This is a genomic window from Castellaniella sp. UC4447_H14, from assembly GCF_052978285.1.
Genome location: NZ_CM129666.1, coordinates 952073 through 969520 on the forward strand (window position 1 = coordinate 952073; position 17448 = coordinate 969520).

Consider the following 17448-nt stretch of genomic DNA (forward strand, 5'->3'; position numbering starts at 1 on the left):
CCGCCATGTACACCGCGACTGCCCTCCCGCCTTACAGCGAGCTTCACTGTCTCACGAACTACACGTTCCTGAAGGGCGCATCGCACCCCGAGGAACTGGTAGCGCGCGCCGCCGAGCTGGGCTATGGCGCGATCGCGATCACCGACGAATGTTCGGTCGCCGGTGTCGTTCGGGCCCACGTCGAGGCGAAGAAACAGAACCTGCCGCTGCTGGTGGGCGCGAGCTTCACGCTACGCGAGGTCGGCGGCCAACCCGCTGTTTCGCTCGTGGTATTGGCCCAGACCCGTCGCGGATACGGCAACCTGTGCGAGCTCATTACGCTCGGCCGGCGCCGGGCCCCGAAGGGACAATATCGCCTGTCGCCAAAGGACATCGACAGTCCGGGCGATCTCGGCCTCGCGCACCTGCGGGGCCTACCCGAATGTGTGGTGCTGCTGGTCCCGGACTACGATGCGGCCCCGGAGCGCCTGGCCGCTCAGGCCGAGTGGGTCCAGGCCACGTTTCCAGGTCGCTGCTGGATTTCACTCACTCTCCTGCATCGGGCCCAAGATGACCGGCACAAGGCCACCGTGCTGGAGGTAGCCCGTCGCATCGGCATGCGGGTGGTGGCGACCGGCCAGGTCGAAATGCATGTCCGGTCCCGCAAGCCCATGCACGACACGCTCGCAGCCACGCGCCTGGGCAAATCGGTGCAGGACTGCGGGTTCGAGCGGGCGCCCAACGCCGAACAACACCTGCGCACGAGGCTGCGCCTGGCCAACCTCTACCCTCGGGAGACGCTGGAAGAGACGCTGGAAGTCGCCTCACAGTGCCCATTCAATCTGGACGAGCTCAGGTATGAGTATCCGGATGAGATCTGCCCGCAGGGTCTCACACCAGCCGCCTACCTGCGCCAGGAGACGTACACAGGTGCCCGCCGGCGTTTCGCCCAGGGTATCCCGCTCAACGTCCAGGAACAGATCGAGCACGAACTGGCGCTCATCGCCGAGCTCAAATACGAGCCGTACTTTTTGACCGTCTACGACATCGTGAAATTCGCCCGTGGACAGCAGATCCTTTGCCAGGGACGGGGGTCGGCGGCGAACAGCGCGGTCTGCTACTGCCTGGGCATCACCGAGGTGGATCCGGCTCGGGGCAACAACCTGTTCGAGCGATTCGTCAGCCGGGAGCGCAACGAACCGCCAGACATCGACGTGGACTTCGAGCACCAGCGCCGCGAAGAAGTCATCCAGTACATCTACGACAAATACGGCCGGGACCGGGCAGCGCTCACGGCCGTGGTCATCACGTATCGCGTCAAAAGCGCGGTGCGCGACACGGGTAAAGCGCTCGGCATCGATCCGATGATCGTCGATGCCGTCGCCAAGGCCTACCACTACTGGGACGGCCGCACCCAACTCGCGGCCCGCATGGCCGAGTGCGGCCTCGACCCCCAGTCGGTGACCGCCCAGCAATGGATAGTGCTGGCCGAACGGCTGATGGGATTCCCACGGCATCTGTCGCAGCATCCCGGAGGCTTCGTGATTTCGCGTGGACCGTTGTGCCGTCTGGTGCCCATCGAAAACGCCGCAATGGCAGAGCGCAGCGTCGTGCAGTGGGACAAGGATGACCTGGATGCCGTGGGGCTGCTGAAGATCGACATCCTGGCGCTTGGCATGTTGAGCGTCATCCGCCGCGCCCTGGAGGGTGTCTCCCAATTGCGCGGGGAGCCCTTTAAACTCCAGGACATCCCGGCCGAGGACAAGGAGACCTACGACATGATCTCGGTGGCCGACACCATCGGCACCTTCCAGATCGAATCGCGGGCCCAGATGAGCATGCTCCCGCGTATGAAGCCGCAGGAATTCTATGACTTGGTGATAGAGGTTGCCATCATCCGGCCGGGCCCCATACAGGGCGGCATGATCCATCCCTATCTGCGCCGGCGCCAGAAGCTCGAAGAGGTCACGTATCCCAGCGACGATGTGCGCAAAGCCCTGGAGCGGACTCTGGGCATCCCCATTTTTCAGGAACAGGTGATGCAGGTGGCCATGCTGGCCGCCGGTTTCACGGCAGGCGAAGCCGACGAGCTTCGACGCTCGATGGCGGCGTGGCGGCGCAGAGGTGGCCTGGGCCGGTTTTACGACAAGATCATCAACGGCATGACGAGCCGCGGCTATGACAGGGGCTTTGCCGAACAGATTTTCAACCAGATCCAGGGGTTCGCCGAATACGGGTTTCCCGAGAGCCATGCGGCGAGTTTCGCACTGCTCGCCTACGCGAGCTGCTGGCTCAAGCGCCACGAGCCGGAGGCGTTCCTGGTGGCCTTGCTCAACAGCCAGCCAATGGGCTTCTATTCGCCCTCGGTGCTTGTTCAGGACGCTCGCCGGCACGGCGTCACCGTCTTGCCCGTCGACGCCACGGTCAGCGACTGGGAGGCGCGGCTCGAGTCCCCCGGCGAGCGTCGTCCGGCGGTTCGTCTCGGAATGAACCAACTGAAGGGCATGCATCAAGAGAGCGGCTGGCGAATCGAGGAGGCGCGCGCCGTCAGGCCATTCAGTTCGGTCGCCGACATGGCCCGGCGGGCCGATCTGAACCGCCACGATCTGAACAGCCTGGCCGCCGGTGACGCCCTGAAGTCGCTTGCCGGCCATCGGCGCGCGGCGCTTTGGGAAGCGGCCGTCAGTACGCCCGAGCGCGGGCTGCTGAAAGAGGCGCAGATCCATGAAACGGCCACGCCGCAATTGCCCTTGCTCACCGAGGGCCAGGCGCTGGTCGCAGACTATCGCACGCTGGGCCTCACGCTGGGACGCCACCCCGTCGCGCTGCTGCGGAACAGGCTGGCCGGCATGCGGTTCTCGTCTTCGGGCCACCTGCGGCAGCAGCCCGATGGCCGCCTGGTGCGTGCCTGCGGCATCGTGACGGTGCGCCAGCGGCCCGGCACGTCGAAAGGTGTGATTTTCCTGACGCTGGAAGACGAAGAAGGCCAGATCAATCTCATCGTGCGTCCCCAGATCATGGAACGGCAACGCCGCGAGGTGCTGGCGTCCAGGCTCCTGGGCGCCTACGGCTCATGGCAGTCGCAAAGCGGCGTCCAGAACCTTATCGTCGGGCGGCTCGTGGATCTGACGCCACTCCTGGGCGAGTTGCAGACGGCCAGCCGTAATTTCCACTGAAGGGTAGGATATTCATGTCAAGAAACGGGAAACAGCCGATGCGATCCGCCAGATGCCAGCCGGCCGGCGGACACGAGGATGGAGCAATGACGCGGGACGAATTGCAGGTACTGATCGATCTGTTGGGCGTCGATGAGCGACTGCGACCGGCGCTGTCCCGGATCCTTGTCGACCGGGCGGACGCCGCCCCCGCCCAGCAGGACGGCGACCTGGCCGGGGTGGTAGCAGCGGTGCGTGCGGCCGAGGCCCGCGTCCGCGCGACGTTTGTATGCCATCGATACAGCGAGTGGGAGGTTGTCGTCGGCCACCACGACTACCACCGCGCACCGGGCAAGGTGCGGCTGGCCGTGGGCGAGCGGGTGCGCCTCATCTGCTCTCGCACGGAGCTGCTGGTGCCCGTGGAAGTCACGCATCTGCCCGCGACACCGCGCGACTACCACCACGGCATCATCGTGGCCGGCGACCTGCCGTGCGCGCGGTACCGGGCCGGCGATGGCGTGATGTTCGGCGTGGAGCAGGCGGTGTTGAGCAGCGAGCGTCGGCGCTATGTGCGGCGGCAACCTGTGGGCGCGATTTGAGCGCCTGGTCGGGCGTTACCGGATAGCGATCGCACCGATGCCGCCCAGTTTGATGGCGCACATGGTAGCGCTGTCCAGCGCCAAAAGAATTCTAAAAATTACCACCCCGGACCACCTCGGAAAGATGGCCCCATCCGAAGGGTGGAACCGTCCGGCTGATGCGATAGGCCCTTCCCCAAGGGACGGCCTATCGTGACTCATCCATTGGGTATCTGACAATCGGCGCTTTGTCCGACACCGATTGCGCGCGTTTGGGGGAACACTTGGAAACACCGAAAAGCGGCTGGTGAATATGTTGCTGAGGGGAAGCCAGTGCGCTTTTTTCTCTGGGAGACACCATGAGCAACATTCTCGAATACCTGGTTTTCGCTATTGTCCTGGCTATGTACGGTATGTTGGTGTTCGTCGGCCCCACGCTGCTGGGAGTCTGACATGCAAACTCAAGGATGCGATCCGAGCGGGCAAGCCAAATGCGTGGGCACCGCGATCACCCCACCTCTCCGATATGGAGAGTGACATGCCAGACTGCCAACATTCGATCAGCGGCTGGAAGCCCCCCGCCCGCGATGCGTTTCCGCAATACCCCGACAGGCACTACGTGGAGCCCCGCCCCGCGACCAAGGTCTACGACATCCTGATCACCATCGCGGTGCTTGCCGTGTTCGCGATCATGGGGACGATGGGCACCGTGTTCTTCTTCGGGGGCTGACATGGCGCGAACATTTTCCCGCCCCCCAAAGCAACGCCGCCATGCTCTCCGATGTCGCCTGCACCGCCCCACCGCCGCCTCCTCAACGGGCCGGACACATTACACTACCCTACTGAAAGTACCACCCAACACCACACAGGCATCCGAAACTGAAGAAGACGAGACCGCATCATGTCGACGGAACACACCACCCTCAAAGGTATTTCATCCATGGCCACGCGCCAGTTGCTGGCTCAATTGACCGAGCAATACGAACGCGAGACCGGTCAACGGGTCGTGTTCGAATCCGTCGGTGGCGTGACGGCCGAGAAGCGGATCCTAGCCGGCGAGCCGTTCGACGTCGTCATGCTGGCTGCCGGCGCCATGGAGCGCCTGGCGGCCGCCGACAAGATAGACCGGAGCAGCCTGAGGGGGGTGGTGAATTCATCCATCGCAGTCGCCATGAAGGTCGGTGCCACGGCGCCCGACATTCGCGACGAGCGATCCATCCGGGAAGCCGCCAAGCGCGCACGGGCCATCGGTTACTCGACCGGGCCCAGCGGCAAGTACATCCTGGGCCTACTGGAAAAGTGGGGCGTGTCCGGCGGCGACGGCACAACCGGTCCGCGCCTGGTCGAGGCGCGACCGGGTGTCCCGGTGGGCTCGCTGGTCGCCTCCGGCGAGGTGGACATGGGATTCCAGCAGATCAGCGAGCTGATGAACGTCGAAGGCATCAACCTGCTCGGGCTGTTGCCGGACTCGATCCAGAAGACCACGACCTTCTCGGCCGCCATGGGATCGGCGATGCGCAACCGCGAGGCCACACAGGCGTTTCTGGCGTTCCTTGTGTCGCCTGCCGCCGAGCCTGCCAAGGCGGCCAACGGGATGACAGCGGCCTGAATCAGGGCCTCGTCAACGGGCGTGCCCGCCCGCCGCGGCGCTCCTGCCGTTCGTCATTCCGGCCTGCGCATCACCAGCAATCGGGTGACCATGCGCTGGCAGACGTCTCCGTGCTGATTGCGGGTCAGACATTCCACCGTCACGATGCCCCGGTCCGGTTTCGATCGTGACGGCTTGATCTCCAGGACCTTGCTGGTCACCCGCAGCACATCGCCCGGACGCGTGGGCCTGGGCCACTGGATCTCGCCCCCGGCGCCGATGATGCCGGAGCCCAGCGGCAGACTGCCCACCAGCAGCTTCATCGTAAGGGCGGCCGTATGCCAGCCGCTGGCCGCCAGCCCCTGAAAGAAAGACGCTTTCGCCGCATCATTGTCCAGATGAAAAGGCTGCGGGTCGAACTGCCGCGCGAAATCGTGGATCTGAGCCTCGGTCAGAGAATGTTCCGCGCTGTGGAATTCCGCCCCCACCGCCAGATCATCCAGGAACAATACTTCCGCTTGTGCCATATCACCCCGCCGTCACGCACCGAAACCAATACGATAAATGAGGCCAGTCGCCTCAGGCCAGATCCAGCTCATCCAGGACGGCGTGGAGACGCTGCCGCGCGTCCCCTTCGAGCGACCGGAGCGGCAACGGCAGGCTGGGGGCCGCGACCAGCCCCCTGAGCTCGGCGGCCGCGGCGATCACGCGCACGCTGCCGTATTGCGAGAACAGCGCCCATAGCGGCGCCAACCGATCAGAAAGCTGTCTTGCCTCCTGCGCATTTCCGGCCCGGGCTGCGCGCGTGATCGCCAAGGCGGCTTGCGGGAACAGACCCGCAATCACCGAATACCAGGCATCGCACCCCGCGAGCAGCCCGTTGGCCCCGGACGCGTCCCCGCTCACCCCTATCGTCACATGCGTAGGGATCAAGGCGCGCAACCGCTCGACCCGTGCACGCGCCGCGTCAGGCTCCACTGCCACCGGCGGGATCTTGATCGAGGCGACATTGGGAAGCTGCGCGATACGGCCATGCAATTCATCGCTGAACTCGAAATGCGTGGTGCGCGGGTTGTCATACACACACAGCGGGATCGACAGCGAGCGGGTCACGGCCTCGAAGAGGCTGAACACTTCATCGTTGGCGAGCGGCTGATAAGACACCGGAGCGAGCAGCACGCCACGGGCACCGGCCTGCTGCGCGTCCTGTGCCAGATCCAGCACATCGCGCGTGCGCAGCGAACCGATACCCACCATCACCGGCACACCACCCGCGTGACGGACGGCGATCTGGGCAATGCGCGCACGCTGGGCACGGGTGAGATAGGCATAGCTGCCCGTCGATCCGAGCGCGCAGATGGAATCAACCCCCGCAACGGCCAGGCGCTCGACCAGACGGACGAACGCCGCCTCATCGATCGCCGTTTCATTCAAGGGAGTCAGCGGAAATGCACTCAATCCGGAAAACATGATGTCTCCTTCGGTCATCACCGGATAGTGTATCCACAGGCGGCCACCCATGGACGGATGCAAGTCCATTATCATCGGACCGAGCGACGCGAACCGCCCGCTGAAAAGGAGCTTCATGCCAAACGTATACGTCGTGCCCACCAAGGACGCCCTGCGAACCGACCGGCGCACGAACGCCAGCGTCATCGTGCTGGACATCATCTTCGCCACCACTTCCATGGTGGCGGCCCTGGAAAGCGGTGCTTCCCGAATCGTGCCGGCGCTCGATCTGGAGGAAGCCGAACAACTGGCCAAAGGGTCCGCCCCCGGATCCTGGATCCTGGCCGGTGAAAAGTACTCCGAGTCCTTTCCCGGGTATCACTCCTACGAGCCGCTCGCGCTGATCGGACCGGAGATGGCCGGCAAAACGCTGGTGTATGCCACGACAAATGGAACGGTGGCACTGCGCCGTGCCCACTTCTTCCCCGACGTCTACATCGCCAATCTGAGGAACGGCCCTGCCGTCGTGCGCCACCTGCTTGCCAGACGGCGTGCATCCGCCGACATCGTCATCCTGTGCTCCGGCTCGCGTGGGCATTTCAGCCTGGAGGACTTCTACGGTGCCGGCTACATCGTGCATTGTCTGCGGCAAATGGCTGGCGACACGCTGAACTACTCGGATGCGGCCATTGCCGCGGAACTGGCGTTCGAGGGCACGGATCCCCGAGCAGTGTTGATGGCTTCACGCGTGGGACGGATGATGTGTGATCGAGGCTTCGAGCGGAGCATCGATTATGTGAGCGAGCTGGATGTTTGCAGGCTGGTGGCCGTGTATCGGGAGGGGGTGGTGCTGGCGGTGTGAGGGCGGACTCCGGACGATCCGCCGTCACTCACCGGGCCGCTACGGCAGATTTTCGCTCAGGATCACGCTGATCTGCATGGGCTCCACGCCCGCCATGGCATCACGCCCCGCGCGCACGTTGGTGAAGGCACGGACTGCGGCCAGAATCGTGGACTGAAGATTCTGATTGAGCAGCGCATCCAATGTCCCGTCGATGAGCAGACTCCGGGTATCGGGGCTCAGGCCGTGGCCGATAAAGACGACCTCCTGTTGGCGTCCGAGCTCTTTCAGCGCCCTGCCGACCCCGTCGGCCGCGCCGCCGATGTTGTAGATGCCAACCAGATCGGGATGCTGCTCGAGTAGATGGCGCGTCTGCCGATAGTTGGCCTGGGCGTCATCGTGGCCCTCTTTCAGATCGATGATCTGCAAATGGGGGAATTTCTCGTAGAGGACATCCCGGAATCCCATTTCCCGTTCTTCATGGCCGCGATAGTGGCGACTGCCGGCGATCATGGCGACACGACCGGCCCGGGAGCCGAGAAAGCGACCCAGCAACAGACCGGCGCTGCGCCCTGCCGCGCGATTGTCCAGCCCGACATAGGCTACACGGGCCGAACGCGGCAGGTCCGAGATCAACGTCAGCGTATGGATACCCCGCTCTGCAAGCTGGCTGACCGCCTCGCGAACGACGGGATGTTCCAACGCCATGAAGGCGATGCCATCGAACCGCTCGCCCTCGTGCAACAACGCGTCCGCCAGAATGTGCGCGTTGAACCCTTCGACGAAACGGCTGCGACACTGGACGTTGAACGGACTGATCTGGTCGTGCGCGGTGCCCGCGTAGTCGCCCAGCATGTTCAGGTACCGGTTCGAGCCGGCCGGCAGCATGAAAAGCAGCCGCATGGGACTGGGCTGAAGCCGGCGCCGCAGGTCTGCCTGTGGCAGATATCCGATCCCGGCCGCGATCTGGATTACAGCCTGTGCGGTGGCGGGACGAACCCCGGGCCGTTGATTGAGCACGCGGTCAACGGTAGCGGTCGAGACGCCGGCACGCCTGGCGATTTCGCGGATGCCGGGGCGACCGCGGGTCTGTGATGGGTGATCCATTTTTACATCAAAATCAATCAAATAAAGATTTGACGATGAGAAGGGTTTACGTCGAGAATCTGTTCTTACGCCACTCGGCATGAAAATATTACATCAAACTCAATCAGAAGACATCAAATGAAAGCTACAGTCCGAGCGTTGCGCCTTGCGTTGATAGCGACGACGATGACGGCCACGTGCGGCGTCATCGCCGGCACGGCCAACGCCGCCACCCTCGCCCTGCGCTACGGCCACATGAACTCCCCGAGCAGCGTGGCCGGTCAGCAAGCCCAAATGTTTGCAGACAAAGTCAAGGAATACACCCACGGAGAGGTGACGATTCAGGTGTACCCGTCATCCCAGCTGGGCAAACTGCAGGAGCTGGCCGAGGCCACATCGACGGGCGTGATCGCGCTCTCACACAACACGGCGGGCGGAATCGGGGCCTTGTACGGCCCGGTCGCTGCATTGGACACGCCCTATCTGTACCGGGACGTCGATCACCTCATGAAAGTGACCGACATCGGTTCACCGGTCATGAAGGAACTCAACAAAGGGCTGGAGGAGTCGGCTGGCGTGCGCATCCTGTACGCCTACGATTTCGGCACGCGCCAGTTGACGGCCAACCAGGCGGTCCACAAGCCCGCCGACCTCTCCGGTGTCAAGATTCGTTCGCTGCCGTTTCCCATCTACATGACGGCCGTGGAAGCCCTGGGCGCAGTCCCGGTGCCGGTGGACTGGTCGGAGGTACCGACCGCGCTGGCGACCGGACAGGTTTCCGGTCAGGAAAACCCGGTGGATGTCGTGCTGTCCAACAAGCTGTACGAATCACAGTCGCACTTGATGTTGACGGGCCACATCACCAATCCGGAACTCATCATCATGAACGACCGGACGTGGAACAAGCTGACCGATGCCCAGCGCGATGCCTTCCGCCGGGCAGCGGCGGAAACGCGCGCGAAGGCGACCGAGATGGTCGTGTCCCAGGAAAAAAGCCAGCTTGCCAAACTGCAATCGCTAGGCATGAAGGTGATCGGTCCCGAACAGGGACTGGACCTGAAAGCATTCCAGGAGCGTGCCCACAAGCTTGTCCAGGAACGATTCGGCGCCAAGTACGGCGCCCTGTATCAGCAAATCGCCGCGATCAAGTAACACTTCCATCGACCTCTTGTGAGGCCGCACCGGTGGGCCGGAGCGGCCTGGAGAACCACGGCCATGACGCCTGTCACTCATCCCGCGGACGGCTCTCCGCAGCCGGCTTTCGATACCGCACTGTCTCGAGTGTGCTGCTGGTTCGAGCGACTGGCGATCGTCATGTTGCTGGCGACCACATTCCTGGTGGTATTGCAGGTAGCCGCGCGCAACATCTGGCAGCTCGGCCTGCCTTGGGCCGATGAACTGGCCCGGTACGGCGGACTGGGCATCGTGTATCTCGCGGTTCCCCTGCTGTTGCTGCAGGACGGACATATCGCAGTCGACATCGTCATCGCCCGACTCCGGGGGCGGTCCCGCCGGGCACTGGCCATCATCAACGAGCTGATCGTGGTCGGGTTCTGCGGCCTGTTCCTGTTTGGCAGCTACCAGTTCATGCTGAAAGCCGGCAAGTTTTCCACACCCGCGCTGCAGATGCCCAATCTGCTGTTCTACCTGCCCGCCCTGGTGGGAATGGCTCTGTTCACGATCGTCGCGCTACGCCGCCTGGTCGGTGCGTTCCGCCCCCGCGCCCATACAACGTCCACCGGGAGCGCCGCATCATGATGAGCCTGACCATCCTGATTCTCTTTCTGGTCATCATGCTGCTGGGTGCGCCCATCGCGGTGGCCATGGGGATGTCCGCCGGCATCGTGCTCTGGTGGTTCGATCTGCCGCTGTCCGTGCTGGCGCAACGCATGGTGAACGCGCTGGACTCCACCCCTTTGCTCGCAGTGCCGATGTTCATCTTCGCCGCCACGCTGTTCAACGCATCGGGCATCACGGACCGGCTGTTCACGCTGGTGCGCATGGTGGTCGGGCGCATCCGCGGCGGCCTGGGCCACGTGTCGGTGCTCACGAGCCTGATTTTCTCCGGAATGTCGGGCGCCGCCCTGGCGGACATCGGGGCGTTGGGCGGCACCCAGATGCGGCTGATGCGCGAGCAGGGCTACCGGCCCGAATTTGCCGCCGGTATCACCATGGCGGCGGCCACCATCGGCCCCATCTTTCCGCCCAGCATTCCGCTGATCATCTTTGCCTCCGCCGCCCAGGTCTCGGCAGTCAAGCTGCTGCTGGCCGGAGTCGTGCCGGGACTGATCATCACGCTTCTGCTGATGGTCCAGATCGCGGTCATGGCACGGCGCCAGAAGCTGCCGCGCGACACGATAACGGTGACCGCGCGGGCGCTGATCCGCCAGATGCTGATCGCCTTTCCGGCCCTGTGCGCGCCGCTGGTCCTGATCGGTGGCCTGGTGAGCGGACTGTTCGGACCGACCGAGGTGGCAGGGGTAACGGTCGTCTATGCCCTGCTCCTGGGGTTCGTCGTCTACCGACAGCTGACGCTTCGCGGTGTGTGGGACGCCGCGCGCGAAACCGTCCGGGCGACGGCCAGTGTTCTCTTCATCGTCGGCGCAGCCGCGCTGTTCGCGTGGGTACTGACCATCGACCAGGTGCCGATGCTGGCGACGAATTTTTTCCTGGGCCTCTCCAGCAGTCCGTTCGTGCTGCTGATGATCGTCAACGTACTGCTGCTCGTGGTCGGCATGTTCATGGAATCGATCGCCGCCATTCTCATCCTCGCGCCGATCCTGACGCCCGCCCTGTTGTCCGCGGGCGTGGACCCCGTGCAACTGGGCGTCGTTGTGGTGCTCAACCTGATGATTGGCCTGCTTACCCCGCCTGTGGGGATGAGCCTGTACATGGTGAGCATCATGGCGCGCATGCCGCTGCACCGGGTGATCGCGGGCGCGATGCCGTTTTTCGTTCCCCTGCTGCTGTCGCTGTTGGCCGTCACCCTGGTTCCAGAGATCTCAACCTGGTTTCCCAGCCTGTTCATCCAGTGAGCCGACCGAAGCCCGATCACATGCAGTCCGACGTACCGCGCCGGACATGAAAAAAGAAGGAGCCGTAGAAATGAGTCGCTTTTTTGGGGAAATCCGCCAGCTGGGCTATGTGGTGGACGATATCGAAGCCGCCATGGCCCACTGGCATCAGGTACTCGGGGTGGGACCGTGGTTCTACAACCCGCGCGTGCCCATTCGCAATTACCAGTTTCACGGCGAAGCATACGAGCCGCACAACTCGGTCGCGCTGGCCAATTCCGGAAGCGTCCAGGTTGAACTGATCCAGACACGCAACGATGTCCCCTCGATGTACCGCGATTTCAAGCGCGCCGGCCATCGCGGATTGCAGCACGTCGCCTATTGGACCCGTGACTACGATGCCGACCTCGAACGGCTGCTGGCGCAAGGCTTCCGGCCCGCCATGGGCGGCGAAGTCGGCGAACATGGACGCTTCGTCTATTTCGACACCGAATACCACCCGGGCACGGTCATCGAGCTCTCCGAAGTCCTGGGACCCAAAGGGAGGCTCTTCGACCTGATTCGCGACGCGTCTCACGGTTGGGACGGCAAAGATCCGGTGCGGCCGTTCCCCGACCTCACCACCCTGTGAGACGGCGATGACGGCATTGACCTATGAAGCCAGCTATCTGATCGAGACGCCGCTGGCGGTGGAACGAGTGGCCGAAGTGATGGCCGGCGAACAGTCGTGCGGCACATTCGCGCGCGTGACGGGCGAGACGGACGAACTGCGGGCGCGGGCGCGCGCGACCGTCGAGAACATCGAGGTCCTGGACCGGGTGGATCGGCCCACGCTGCCCAACGCCTTCCTGACGCGCAAGGGGATCGGCGGTCCCTACACGCGAGCCCGCGTCCGGATCCGCTTCCCCGTGGACAACGTGGGTGCGAACCTGCCTACGCTGTACGCCACCGTGGCGGGCAATCTGTACGATCTGGGCGAAGTGACCGGCATGCGGCTTGAAACGCTGACCGTGCCGCCAACCTACCGGGCGCAGTTCGACTTTCCCTCTCATGGGGTTCGCGGAACCCGCGCGGTGACCGGCGTCGCCCACGGCGCCCTGATCGGGACCATCATCAAGCCGAATGTCGGCCTGTCCGCCGAACAGACGGCCCAGCTGGTGGCACAGCTGTGCGAGGCCGGGGTGAATTTCATCAAGGACGACGAGATCAGCGCCAACCCGCTGCACGCCCCCCTGTCCCAACGGATCCCCGCCGTCATGGCGGTGGTGCGCGCCTACCGCGAGCGGACCGGCCGCGAGGTCATGGTGGCGTTCAACATCAGCGACGAAGTCGACGCCATGCGCGCGCATGCCGACCAGGTCCAACGCGAAGGCGGCTCGTGCGTCATGGTCAGCCTCAACAGCTGCGGCTTCGCGGGTGTGCAGAGCCTGCGCCGGAGCACGCCGCTCGCCATCCATGGGCACCGCAACGGGTATGGTTCGATGTCGCGCGCCCCCCTGCTGGGGATCTCGTTTCAGGCATACCAGACGATGTGGCGGCTGGCCGGCGTGGACCACATGCACGTCCACGGCCTCCAGGGAAAATTTGCGCAGACGGACGCCGAAGTGGCGGCTTCAGCCGAGGCCTGCCTGACGCCGTTGTGCGACGGCGCGGACGACATTGTGATGCCCGCGTTTTCATCCGGCCAATGGGCCGGCACCGTGCCCGCGACCTATCGGGCGGCTGGCGAAGATCTGCTCTTCATGTCGGGCGGCGGCATCCTCGCCCACCCAGATGGCCCGGCAGCGGGCGTGGCGAGCCTGCGCCAGGCGTGGGAGGCCACACGAAGCGGCGTCGCGCTGGCCGACTTCGCGCGCCATGCGCCTGAATTGCAGCATGCGCTTGCGTTCTTCGGCAGCCGCTAGGGCAATCAAGACATGACTGGAAACTGCACTGCGGCGCAATCCGCGCCATCGGATCTGCGCCTCGTGTTCTACGCCGACGACTTCACCGGCGCCACGGACACGCTGGCCACCCTCGCCCGCGCGGGCCAACGCGTCGTGCTGTTTCTGGGAGTCCCCAGCCCAGGCCGCCTGGCTCAAGTGGGTCCACAGGACTGCGTGGGCATCGCCGGCGCGTCGCGTTCCATGCCATGCCGGACGCTGAAGACCGAGATCGAAACGGTCGCGCGGCACGTCGCCCAATGGCGTCCGCGGATTGTGCATTACAAGGTCTGCTCCACCTTCGACAGCAGCCCGCAAATCGGCAGCATCGGACTGGCGGTCCGCACACTGCGCGAACACCTTGCGACGGACGGCTTCACGCCGATCGTCGGGGGACAGCCCAATCTGGGGCGCTACTGCGCCTTCGGCAACCTGTTTGCGGCCTTCGAGCCGGGTGGGCCCGTCTTTCGGCTCGATCGCCACCCCACCATGAGCCGGCACCCGGTGACGCCCATGGACGAGGCGGACCTGCGCCGGCACCTGGGCCGCCAGGGACTGAAGCAACTGGCGCTCATCCCCTATCCGGCCTACGAGCAGCGGGACGACGCGCTCGACTCGTGCGTCGAGGACGCTATTGCCGCCGGAGCGGACGGCGTGGTGATGGACGTGGCCACGCCCCAGCATCTTTCCGTCGTGGGACGGCTGCTGTGGGCGCGCGCCCGACAGACACCGCTGCTGGCCGTGGGGTCCAGCGTGGTCGAACAGGCCTTGCTGACGCAGTGGGACACGTCGGTCGGGGCCGCTCGACCCGACGCACTCGGATCGCCTGTTGATGCTGCGCCAGAAGCCGGACCGGTCCTGGTGTTTTCGGGCAGCCTGTCGCCGCGGACGCAGCGCCAGATTCAAGCTGCCACTTCCTATACCCGGATTCCCATCGCAGTCGACGCCATTCTGGAGGGCACCCGATCCGAACAAATCGCCGTTCGGGACCACATCGTCGGGTGTCTGCGCGCGGGACGGTCCGTCCTCGCCCACTGGGCGGGCCGCACCGGAGTCGCCGACGCGCCGCGCATCGATCCCGCGCGACTGGCGCGCGCCGGCGGTCGGCTGCTGGCGGGCGTGCTGCGCGACGTTCGCCCCGCCCGGCTGGGTATTTCGGGTGGCGATACGTCGAGCCATTGTCTGCAGGCCTCCGGGGCCTGGGCGTTGAGCTATCAGCGCACGCTCGAGCCAGGGGTTGCGCTGTGCCGGCTGCATGCGGACGACGCTAATCTCGATGGACTGACCGTCATGCTCAAAGGCGGACAGATGGGGTCCGATGGTGTGTTTGAAGCGCTGCGGCGCGAGCCATGAGCCCCAACCCGCCGGGATGACGCCGCTTTCATGACAGTTTTGTCATCGGAATGCCATGTTGCCGACAGAACGCGAATCCTAAGATGCGGATCATGGCAGGCGACAAATTCCATTGAACGCGTCGCGGCCGATCATCTTCAGGAACCACGATGGTATCCATCAATCAGCAGCCGGCCTCGTCCCTCCACTTCCGCCAGTCCGCGTATCGCTTCGCCCTGGTTGCCGCACTCTCCGCCGGAGCTTCCTGGGCGCAGGCGGCGATATAAAAACTGGCAACTATCTTCAGAAAGGCCTGTCCGAGGCAGGTCATCACGTGGATCTGGCGCGTGATGGCATCGACGGTCTGCATCTTGCGCGCGAACAATCCTACGAGCTGCTGATTCTGGATGTCATGCTGCCCGGGAAAGACGGCTGGCAAGTGATGGAGGAAATACGGCGGTCATCGGACATACCGGTCATTTTCCTCACCGCACGGGATCATGTCGACGATCGCATCCGCGGCCTGCGGCTCGGTGCGGACGATTACCTGGTCAAGCCGTTTTCCTTTACCGAACTGGTTTTGCGGATACAGACCCTGCTGCGTCGTGGCGTGAAGCACGAGCCCACCACATTGAAAGTGGCAGACCTGGAGCTCGATCCGATTCGGCACAAAGTCACGCGAAGGGGCGCCACCATCGCGTTGACCAACAAAGAGTTCTTGCTCTTGCACCTGCTCATGCGTCGCCAGGGTGAAGCACTGCCACGCACCCTTATCGCTTCCCAAGTCTGGGATATGAACTTCGATAGTGACACCAACGTGGTGGACGTCGCCATCAAGCGGCTGCGCGCAAAGGTCGATGCACCATTCGAACCAAAGCTCATCCACACCGTGCGCAGCATTGGCTACATGCTTGCGGAGCAGCCGTGAAGCATCTGGCGCCACAGTCGCTCACAGCACGCACGGCCATTCTTTTCACCATCGTCTCCTGCCTGGTGGTGTCCGGTCTGGGGCTGTACCTGTACACCTCTGCGAAGCAGGCGCTTGAAATCCGTGCGGACTACACGCTGGTGGGCCGGGTGGAGCGCTTTCGCACGCTGCTGCAAGATCTGTACAACGTCCGACAGATGGAGGAGCGCCCCGCCCTCTTCGAAAGCATGCTGGGCAACGAAAAGGACGTGCGAATCTTCCAGCGCGTGGGAGAAAGGCCGTTCATCGATGTCAACCCTGACCACATGGCGGTGCCCGCTCTGGTACCCGTGCCGGTAGACCAGGACATGGGCATCGGCGCATTGCATATCGGAACACGCGAGGATGGTGTCGGTGTGCGCTGGGTTTCGGCACTCGCGAAGGTGGGCGACCAGGCGGGTACGGTCCAAATCACGGCTGCCTACGTCATGACGCAGGAGTCCAGAATGCTCGCAGCATATCGACTGCGCGTCATGGGCGCTATCGCGCTCGCCGCGCTACTGAGCTCGCTGCTGGGTCTTTTACTCCTGAAGCGCGGTCTGGGCCCGCTGGAAGTGATGAGGAAACGTGCAAGACAGGTCTCGCCCACCAACCTCACTGTGCGGCTGCCAGAAGACGAAATGCCTTCGGAGCTGCGCCAGCTTGCCCGTTCATGCAATGCCATGCTGGACCGCATTCAATCAGGCTATGAGCGCCTGTCTCAATTCTCATCCGACCTTGCCCACGAGATACGTACCCCGGTCAATGTGCTGGTGGGCCAAACCCAGGTCGCGCTGGCACAACCACGAAGTACCATCGACTATGAAGCGTTGCTCGCGTCCAATCTTGAGGAATTGACGCGCATCACCCACATCGTGGAAAACATTCTCTTCCTTTCGCGCGCAGACCATAACGCCGCCGCGCTGGAACGCCAGCCCATCGCGCTTTCACAAGAACTGGAAAAAATCGCCGAATATTTTGAAGGCCTGGCCGACGAGCGAGGCATGTCCTTCGCAATTCAAGCAAGCGGCATCGGCTACGCAAACCCAGTCATGTACCGGCGCGCCGTCAATAACCTGGTCATCAACGCTATCCGGTACGGAGACCCAGGTACCTGCATACATCTGACGGCACACTCCGGCCCGCAGGGGGTTACGGTCACCGTCGAAAATCGTTGCGCACCCGTGACACAGGAGGAAGCCGACCGAATGTTCGGACGCTTCTATCGCGGGGACGCCTCTCGAAGCCTTCCCACCGAATCCAACGGTCTAGGTCTGGCCATCGTTGCCGCCATCATGGAAATCCATGGCGGCGGGGCGCGAGTTGAAGCGTATGGCGACGGGCGCATTCGGTTCTGTCTGAATTTTCCGGCAGGCAGCATGGAATCAAATCCCAGTGCGATGTGACATCGAAGCTTAGGGCGTAACGGAGCGCACCGGCCGTACCAGCCAGCTGCTGCCGCACCGTCGGCAGCTGGCCTGAAAGCGGATCCCCGAGGGAGGGGCCCGGGGTATGACCACGAGGCGCTCATCGACCAGCGTGAAATCGTTCCCTCCCT

Annotated in this window: 16 protein-coding genes; 13 read left to right on the top strand and 3 right to left on the bottom strand. The window is 63.9% G+C overall.

What is annotated here, in order from left to right:
- The first annotated feature begins 5 nt into the window (after positions 1 to 5).
- The 4 genes from ACVCMJ_RS04660 (at position 6) to ACVCMJ_RS04675 (ending at position 5321) form a co-directional block, all read left to right on the top strand.
- Positions 6 to 3155, top strand: coding sequence for an error-prone DNA polymerase (locus ACVCMJ_RS04660; RefSeq protein ID WP_447080278.1), 3150 nt, complete (start codon positions 6 to 8; stop codon positions 3153 to 3155).
- Between the two features lie 38 nt (positions 3156 to 3193).
- Positions 3194 to 3733, top strand: coding sequence for a hypothetical protein (locus ACVCMJ_RS04665; protein WP_447080279.1), 540 nt, complete (start codon positions 3194 to 3196; stop codon positions 3731 to 3733).
- 517 nt (positions 3734 to 4250) lie between these two features.
- Positions 4251 to 4442, top strand: coding sequence for a hypothetical protein (locus ACVCMJ_RS04670; protein ID WP_447080280.1), 192 nt, complete (start codon positions 4251 to 4253; stop codon positions 4440 to 4442).
- Positions 4443 to 4613: 171 nt separating this feature from the next.
- Positions 4614 to 5321, top strand: a complete 708-nt coding sequence (locus tag ACVCMJ_RS04675) for a substrate-binding domain-containing protein (protein WP_447080281.1) — start codon at positions 4614 to 4616, stop codon at positions 5319 to 5321.
- Between the two features lie 53 nt (positions 5322 to 5374).
- Here the strand turns inward: ACVCMJ_RS04675 and ACVCMJ_RS04680 are convergent, their stop codons facing one another.
- Together ACVCMJ_RS04680 and ACVCMJ_RS04685 are read right to left on the bottom strand one after the other, a co-directional pair.
- Complete coding sequence (locus tag ACVCMJ_RS04680) at positions 5375 to 5827, bottom strand: MaoC family dehydratase (protein ID WP_447080282.1); 453 nt, start codon at positions 5825 to 5827, stop codon at positions 5375 to 5377.
- Between the two features lie 52 nt (positions 5828 to 5879).
- Positions 5880 to 6770: a dihydrodipicolinate synthase family protein gene (locus ACVCMJ_RS04685; protein WP_447080283.1), complete on the bottom strand. Its 891-nt coding sequence runs from the start codon at positions 6768 to 6770 to the stop codon at positions 5880 to 5882.
- Between the two features lie 115 nt (positions 6771 to 6885).
- Here ACVCMJ_RS04685 and ACVCMJ_RS04690 point away from each other — a divergent pair, with 115 nt between their 5' ends.
- Entirely contained in the window at positions 6886 to 7611 is a 726-nt protein-coding gene (locus ACVCMJ_RS04690) for a 2-phosphosulfolactate phosphatase (RefSeq protein ID WP_447080284.1), read from the top strand.
- 39 nt (positions 7612 to 7650) lie between these two features.
- Here ACVCMJ_RS04690 and ACVCMJ_RS04695 read toward each other — a convergent pair whose 3' ends face one another.
- On the bottom strand, positions 7651 to 8697 hold the full coding sequence (locus tag ACVCMJ_RS04695; RefSeq protein ID WP_447080285.1) for a LacI family DNA-binding transcriptional regulator: 1047 nt from the start codon (positions 8695 to 8697) through the stop codon (positions 7651 to 7653).
- Positions 8698 to 8814: 117 nt separating this feature from the next.
- On the opposite strand from ACVCMJ_RS04695, the gene ACVCMJ_RS04700 reads away from it, so the two are divergent.
- From ACVCMJ_RS04700 to ACVCMJ_RS04735, 8 genes are all read left to right on the top strand, one after another.
- Positions 8815 to 9828 carry a TRAP transporter substrate-binding protein gene (locus ACVCMJ_RS04700; RefSeq protein ID WP_447080286.1) on the top strand — a complete coding sequence of 338 codons (1014 nt, stop codon included), beginning with the start codon at positions 8815 to 8817 and terminating at the stop codon, positions 9826 to 9828.
- A gap of 63 nt (positions 9829 to 9891) precedes the next feature.
- Positions 9892 to 10434: a TRAP transporter small permease gene (locus ACVCMJ_RS04705; protein ID WP_447080287.1), complete on the top strand. Its 543-nt coding sequence runs from the start codon at positions 9892 to 9894 to the stop codon at positions 10432 to 10434.
- Complete coding sequence (locus ACVCMJ_RS04710; RefSeq protein WP_447080288.1) at positions 10431 to 11711, top strand: TRAP transporter large permease; 1281 nt, start codon at positions 10431 to 10433, stop codon at positions 11709 to 11711. Before ACVCMJ_RS04705 ends, ACVCMJ_RS04710 begins: the two co-directional genes overlap by 4 nt.
- A gap of 70 nt (positions 11712 to 11781) precedes the next feature.
- The gene (locus tag ACVCMJ_RS04715; protein ID WP_447080289.1) at positions 11782 to 12321 is read left to right on the top strand and encodes a VOC family protein; all 540 of its coding nucleotides are present in this window, start codon (positions 11782 to 11784) and stop codon (positions 12319 to 12321) included.
- A 7-nt stretch (positions 12322 to 12328) separates the two neighbouring features.
- Entirely contained in the window at positions 12329 to 13594 is a 1266-nt protein-coding gene (locus ACVCMJ_RS04720) for a ribulose-bisphosphate carboxylase large subunit family protein (RefSeq protein WP_447080290.1), read from the top strand.
- A gap of 12 nt (positions 13595 to 13606) precedes the next feature.
- On the top strand, positions 13607 to 14965 hold the full coding sequence (locus tag ACVCMJ_RS04725; protein WP_447080291.1) for a four-carbon acid sugar kinase family protein: 1359 nt from the start codon (positions 13607 to 13609) through the stop codon (positions 14963 to 14965).
- Positions 14966 to 15209: 244 nt separating this feature from the next.
- Positions 15210 to 15872: a heavy metal response regulator transcription factor gene (locus ACVCMJ_RS04730; RefSeq protein WP_447082673.1), complete on the top strand. Its 663-nt coding sequence runs from the start codon at positions 15210 to 15212 to the stop codon at positions 15870 to 15872.
- Positions 15869 to 17296, top strand: a complete 1428-nt coding sequence (locus tag ACVCMJ_RS04735; RefSeq protein WP_447080293.1) for a heavy metal sensor histidine kinase — start codon at positions 15869 to 15871, stop codon at positions 17294 to 17296. Before ACVCMJ_RS04730 ends, ACVCMJ_RS04735 begins: the two co-directional genes overlap by 4 nt.
- Positions 17297 to 17448 lie beyond the last annotated feature (152 nt).

Bases quoted from the DNA above. Each gene is read 5' to 3' on its own strand.
- ACVCMJ_RS04660 (WP_447080278.1), top strand. From the start codon at position 6: ATGTACACCGCGACTGCCCTCCCGCCTTACAGCGAGCTTCACTGTCTC.
- ACVCMJ_RS04665 (WP_447080279.1), top strand. From the start codon at position 3,194: ATGCGATCCGCCAGATGCCAGCCGGCCGGCGGACACGAGGATGGAGCA.
- ACVCMJ_RS04670 (WP_447080280.1), top strand. From the start codon at position 4,251: ATGCCAGACTGCCAACATTCGATCAGCGGCTGGAAGCCCCCCGCCCGC.
- ACVCMJ_RS04675 (WP_447080281.1), top strand. From the start codon at position 4,614: ATGTCGACGGAACACACCACCCTCAAAGGTATTTCATCCATGGCCACG.
- ACVCMJ_RS04680 (WP_447080282.1), bottom strand. From the start codon at position 5,827: ATGGCACAAGCGGAAGTATTGTTCCTGGATGATCTGGCGGTGGGGGCG.
- ACVCMJ_RS04685 (WP_447080283.1), bottom strand. From the start codon at position 6,770: ATGTTTTCCGGATTGAGTGCATTTCCGCTGACTCCCTTGAATGAAACG.
- ACVCMJ_RS04690 (WP_447080284.1), top strand. From the start codon at position 6,886: ATGCCAAACGTATACGTCGTGCCCACCAAGGACGCCCTGCGAACCGAC.
- ACVCMJ_RS04695 (WP_447080285.1), bottom strand. From the start codon at position 8,697: ATGGATCACCCATCACAGACCCGCGGTCGCCCCGGCATCCGCGAAATC.
- ACVCMJ_RS04700 (WP_447080286.1), top strand. From the start codon at position 8,815: ATGAAAGCTACAGTCCGAGCGTTGCGCCTTGCGTTGATAGCGACGACG.
- ACVCMJ_RS04705 (WP_447080287.1), top strand. From the start codon at position 9,892: ATGACGCCTGTCACTCATCCCGCGGACGGCTCTCCGCAGCCGGCTTTC.
- ACVCMJ_RS04710 (WP_447080288.1), top strand. From the start codon at position 10,431: ATGATGAGCCTGACCATCCTGATTCTCTTTCTGGTCATCATGCTGCTG.
- ACVCMJ_RS04715 (WP_447080289.1), top strand. From the start codon at position 11,782: ATGAGTCGCTTTTTTGGGGAAATCCGCCAGCTGGGCTATGTGGTGGAC.
- ACVCMJ_RS04720 (WP_447080290.1), top strand. From the start codon at position 12,329: ATGACGGCATTGACCTATGAAGCCAGCTATCTGATCGAGACGCCGCTG.
- ACVCMJ_RS04725 (WP_447080291.1), top strand. From the start codon at position 13,607: ATGACTGGAAACTGCACTGCGGCGCAATCCGCGCCATCGGATCTGCGC.